Raw genomic sequence first — 4,138 nt, 5'->3', positions numbered from 1 at the left:
AGACGGCCCATCATGGATCGACCTCGCCGAGATTCGCGTCAACACAACGGAATCACGCTTCGTGACTTGTCTCAACCGACTTTTGCAACAAAATCGGCCACAAGCGGACTTCGCCTCTAGACGAACCCGTGCGCTAATCGCGAGGCTTCCCGAATACAATTCAAAATGATGAAGGAACACCTGCTGTCTCTTCCAATCCTCCGATCCGTTAGCCTCTCCTCTTGCTCGTGCAACTCACGATGCCGCTGAGACATCCAAGCAATAACCACACGTTCAATTAGTCCAAATGGGCCGCGCTTACATTGCTTCGCAGGTGCTCCATGCGCCAGCGACGTTAGCAAAGAGATAGCGCAAGATGCGAACCCCATTGGATGAGGGCTCCCATAACTGGGTGGCGTTTTAGCCTCGCCAAAATCGCAAGAATAAGCCGCCGGTACGGAAAATGTAAGCTGCCAAGCGTCCTCGCCAAATCAGCGGCACTCTCTGGTCGATGCAAATACACCGTCCAGGAGACGCCGCAATGACCACGACGCAGGGCACTACATGGCTGGAATGGACATGCGTATCGACCGGGCATGTCACCAGCTTAATCTGGAAATGTTGGGATGCTTTTCAGGAGCGCCGCGAACGCCAGAAATTGAGCGATGCTTTGTCCGACTTAAGTGACGGAGAACTGATGGATATCGGCACCACGCGCGGCGAGATCGACTACGTCGCCTCGCACGGAGGTATTGACCCTCGAGGCATCCGATCCGGTGAATGGCTGCGATATCTGCCAACTGTGGACGGCCAGCTAGGACCGACTGACTTTCGGTAGAGGTCACGAGCGGTGGCCTGCTGCGCCGGAAGTCCCTTCTGGTCTTCCACTGACACCAGACATTGGAACTGGTGGCGGTAAGACCAGAAGGGGCCATTTCCGGATCTAAGCACCGTAACAACGGAGAGACGAAGCCTCTTGCTTTAACGAAACTGAGCAACCGATCCCAATGGTGGACCAGACCGTCAATCGCGGGGTTCATTAGACGGTTGTCGACGTATCACGTCATGCTGCCCGGAATGAAACAGCGGACACGAGGATGTCCGTCTATGTAGTGCTTCCAGACCATGGTCCGTCCGGCAAGATTGGGTTGCTTGATGATAGCACCATCCGGAACGAGCACCCATTCGTCATCGATGCGAACGCGATATTGTCCGTGATCGGACTTCCAATTCGGTTCGGAGACGACGTAGGCGTCGGAGTCCTCACAGCACTTCCCGAATTCGCTTTGCAGACTCTCGAACCAGGGCTTTAGCGGGGAATTCGCATAGCGCCCGTCATCTCGCGCTAATGTCGCGGTCGACACCAGCAGCAGGCAGATTTGAGCCGCCAAACGCTTCGTCGCTCTGGTCACCAGCATTTCATCACCTCGGCCACTCGGAAAATCAGTTTCGATTCAGCGCAGCTGGCGTAATGGGCATGGAGCGCAGGAACACGAAGCGGGAGGTCACTGGTATTTCCGCGTCCGCGCGGCCATCCTGGCCGATGAGAATGAGACCCGCTCCCCCATTTGCGACGGTCAGGATGACCTCTTCACCAGTCCATGTCCGGATCGCGTTCATCCCGATGACGAGAAACTCGCCTACGGGCTGGTCCAGATATTGAAGTCTGAGCTGCGGAGCGATTTCGGGCGGTGCAAGACGGAAGCCGAGTTGCTGCGCGAGTTCGTAGATCTGCCGCAATGGCACCGTCTCACCGCTGAAGCCCAGATCGGCGGCGGTCACTGTCAGGAGTGTTACCGCCGTTCTGGTACTGCTGAGCGTAAACGCAGGCCGGGCAAGAGCCTCCCCAGCCGAGTTACCGACGCCGCAACCAATCTTACTCAGCGCGGTGAGGAGAGCGAACGTATCCGGGAACGTCCCGATGCTGATCGTTTTCCATTCGACAACATCCGAAACGGAGGTTACGGGATCCATGCGCGTCGGGACAACGGGCGCCGCCTTGACCGCTAACTGCCTCTGCAACACATCGCGCGCCGAACATTGAGCGTAAGCGCGGTTCGCAGAGGCGAGAACGCATACGACCCAGATCAAGATCCTCGCCGCAGTGGCAGCCCACGTCAGTGCAGCCGTCCGCTTCATGACATCCTCCCTCGTGACGCGGGATCCGCAAGCAGTTCATACTGCTCAGCCGCGCACGAGGATGCGCCAAGGTCATGAGAAGCGCTTTACAAGCGCCTTCCATTCTTCTTACCGTCTGCTTACCATATCCGCTCCAGGGGGTGCGACCGCACCACAGGAGGATGCATTTGCTTTACTCCTTTTCGGATTTCACGCTGGATACGCAGCGGCGGGAGCTGCGGCAAGGAGCCGGGATAATCTCTGTCGCGCCGCAGGTATTCGACCTTCTGAACTATTTGATCCGGAACAGGGAACGCGTCGTCAGTAAGGACGAGCTCATCGCCGGCGTTTGGAATGGTCGCATCGTCTCGGATGCCGCGCTGACGACGCGCATCAATGGTGCCCGGTGTGCAATCGGCGACACTGGTGAGAAACAGGACCTGATCAAGACGCTCCCGCGCAAAGGTTTCCGCTTCGTGGGTGCAGTGCAGGAAGCCGGGAGCTCCGCAATAGAGACGGTGGGCTCAGTCGAGCGCACCGGCGACACGCCGCCGCGCCTATCCATCGTCGTGCTACCCTTCGCGAACCTGAGCGATGATCGTGAGCAGGACTATTTCGTGGACGGTGTTACCGAGAGTTTGACCACAGACTTGTCGCGCATCAGTGGTTCATTTGTCATCGCACGGAACAGCGCATTCTCATACAAAGGCAGAGCAATCGATGTTCGGCAAGTCGGCCGCGAATTGAACGTTCGCTACGTCGTCGAAGGTTCAGTACAACGCAGCGGTGAGCGGCTTAGGATGAACGTGCAGTTGATCGATACGAATAGCGGCCAGCATCTTTGGGCGGAGCGCTTCGAGACGCCTGTCGTCGACCTGTTCGACATGCATGACGAAATTGTATCCAGGCTCGCCAATACATTGGGGGCCCTGCTCATCGAGGTCGAGGCGCGAAGAGCCGAGCGTAAACTGGACCCTGATGCAATGGATTTGTACTTCCAGGGTCGGGCCTGGTTGAGGAAAGGCTCTAACCCCGAATACATAACTCAAGCGCGCAGCTTCTTCGAACGCTCCCTCAAGTGCGACCCCGCCAACGTCGAAGCGATGATTGGGTTGGCAAATGTTGATACCTCAGTTGGAGCCAGCTTTACGACGGATGATGGGCGTGCGCGGTTTGCAGCGGCTGAAGCCATGGTGGATAAAGCATTGTCCATGAGGCCGAACCATGCGTCGGCCCACTTGGCTCGGGGTCGGGTCCAAATCTTTACGAACCGGCCGGCCCAAGCTATCCGTGAATTTGAGCATACGATAGCGCTGGATCCCAATAAGGCCAACGCTCACGCCGCCCTTGGTTTTGCCAAAATCTATTTAGGCCTCGCCGAGGAGACAGAAGGCCATATACTCGAAGCTCTACGTCTCTCTCCGCGCGATACTGAAGTCTACCAGTGGGCATCTTTTGTGGGCGTGGCCAAGCTGCTGCTTGGTTCCGACGTCGAAGCCGTCAGTTGGCTCCGACGAAGCACTGAGGCGAACCGCAACTTCCCTATCGCTCACTTGGCGCTCGCCGCTGCGTTGGGCCTGACTGGCGCGCTCGATGAGGCGCGAACTGCTGCAAGAACGGGGCTTGCGCTAAATTCAGGTTTCACCATCCGTCGCTTCCTCGCTGCTCAACAAAGCGACAACCCCATTTACCTTGCCGGGCTGGAGCGCACGTGTGCAGGCTTCCGCCTCGCTGGCGTGCCGGAAGGGTGATGGACGTTTCCGGTTAAAAACCGACTTCAGCGCGTTCCTGAGCTATGCCGGTTTTGGGTCAAAGGCTGCCCTAGCCGGCCAGCATGAGCTTGGTCGGGTCACCTGTCGGAAGCGGACGCCTTGGTTGCGCTGGGGTAACGTCAGCCACGGGCCGATTTTGTTGCAAAAGTCGGTTGAGACAAGTCACGAACCGTGATTCCGTTGTGTTGACGCGAATCTCGGCGAGGTCGATCCATGATGGGCCGTCTGAAGAGTGACCAAGGTCAACTGTTCTACGAGTTTCGTCTTGG

At 57.5% G+C, this 4,138-nt stretch carries 4 protein-coding genes; 2 read left to right on the top strand and 2 right to left on the bottom strand.

The features are described 5' to 3' along the window. Nucleotides 1–520: 520 nt before the first annotated feature. The gene (locus IVB50_RS30430) at nucleotides 521–817 is read left to right on the top strand and encodes a DUF1127 domain-containing protein (protein WP_247298999.1); all 297 of its coding nucleotides are present in this window, start codon (nucleotides 521–523) and stop codon (nucleotides 815–817) included. Between the two features lie 220 nt (nucleotides 818–1,037). Here IVB50_RS30430 and IVB50_RS30425 read toward each other — a convergent pair whose 3' ends face one another. Together IVB50_RS30425 and IVB50_RS30420 are read right to left on the bottom strand one after the other, a co-directional pair. Next, nucleotides 1,038–1,397 (bottom strand): hypothetical protein, encoded by a 360-nt coding sequence (locus IVB50_RS30425; RefSeq protein WP_247298998.1) that lies wholly within the window; start codon nucleotides 1,395–1,397, stop codon nucleotides 1,038–1,040. A 25-nt stretch (nucleotides 1,398–1,422) separates the two neighbouring features. Then, nucleotides 1,423–2,118, bottom strand: coding sequence for a hypothetical protein (locus IVB50_RS30420; RefSeq protein WP_247298993.1), 696 nt, complete (start codon nucleotides 2,116–2,118; stop codon nucleotides 1,423–1,425). 161 nt (nucleotides 2,119–2,279) lie between these two features. On the opposite strand from IVB50_RS30420, the gene IVB50_RS30415 reads away from it, so the two are divergent. After that, nucleotides 2,280–3,848, top strand: coding sequence for a winged helix-turn-helix domain-containing protein (locus IVB50_RS30415; protein ID WP_247298991.1), 1,569 nt, complete (start codon nucleotides 2,280–2,282; stop codon nucleotides 3,846–3,848). Nucleotides 3,849–4,138: the final 290 nt, after the last annotated feature.

Source organism: Bradyrhizobium sp. 87 (assembly GCF_023073015.1).
In the GTDB taxonomy this organism is placed as follows: Bacteria; Pseudomonadota; Alphaproteobacteria; order Rhizobiales; family Xanthobacteraceae; genus Bradyrhizobium; species Bradyrhizobium canariense_D.
Note: the sequence above shows the minus strand (reverse complement) of the source record. Positions and strands in the feature narration are given on the sequence as shown.

Bases quoted from the DNA above. Each gene is read 5' to 3' on its own strand.
- IVB50_RS30430 (WP_247298999.1), top strand. From the start codon at position 521: ATGACCACGACGCAGGGCACTACATGGCTGGAATGGACATGCGTATCG.
- IVB50_RS30425 (WP_247298998.1), bottom strand. From the start codon at position 1,397: ATGCTGGTGACCAGAGCGACGAAGCGTTTGGCGGCTCAAATCTGCCTG.
- IVB50_RS30420 (WP_247298993.1), bottom strand. From the start codon at position 2,118: ATGAAGCGGACGGCTGCACTGACGTGGGCTGCCACTGCGGCGAGGATC.
- IVB50_RS30415 (WP_247298991.1), top strand. From the start codon at position 2,280: ATGCATTTGCTTTACTCCTTTTCGGATTTCACGCTGGATACGCAGCGG.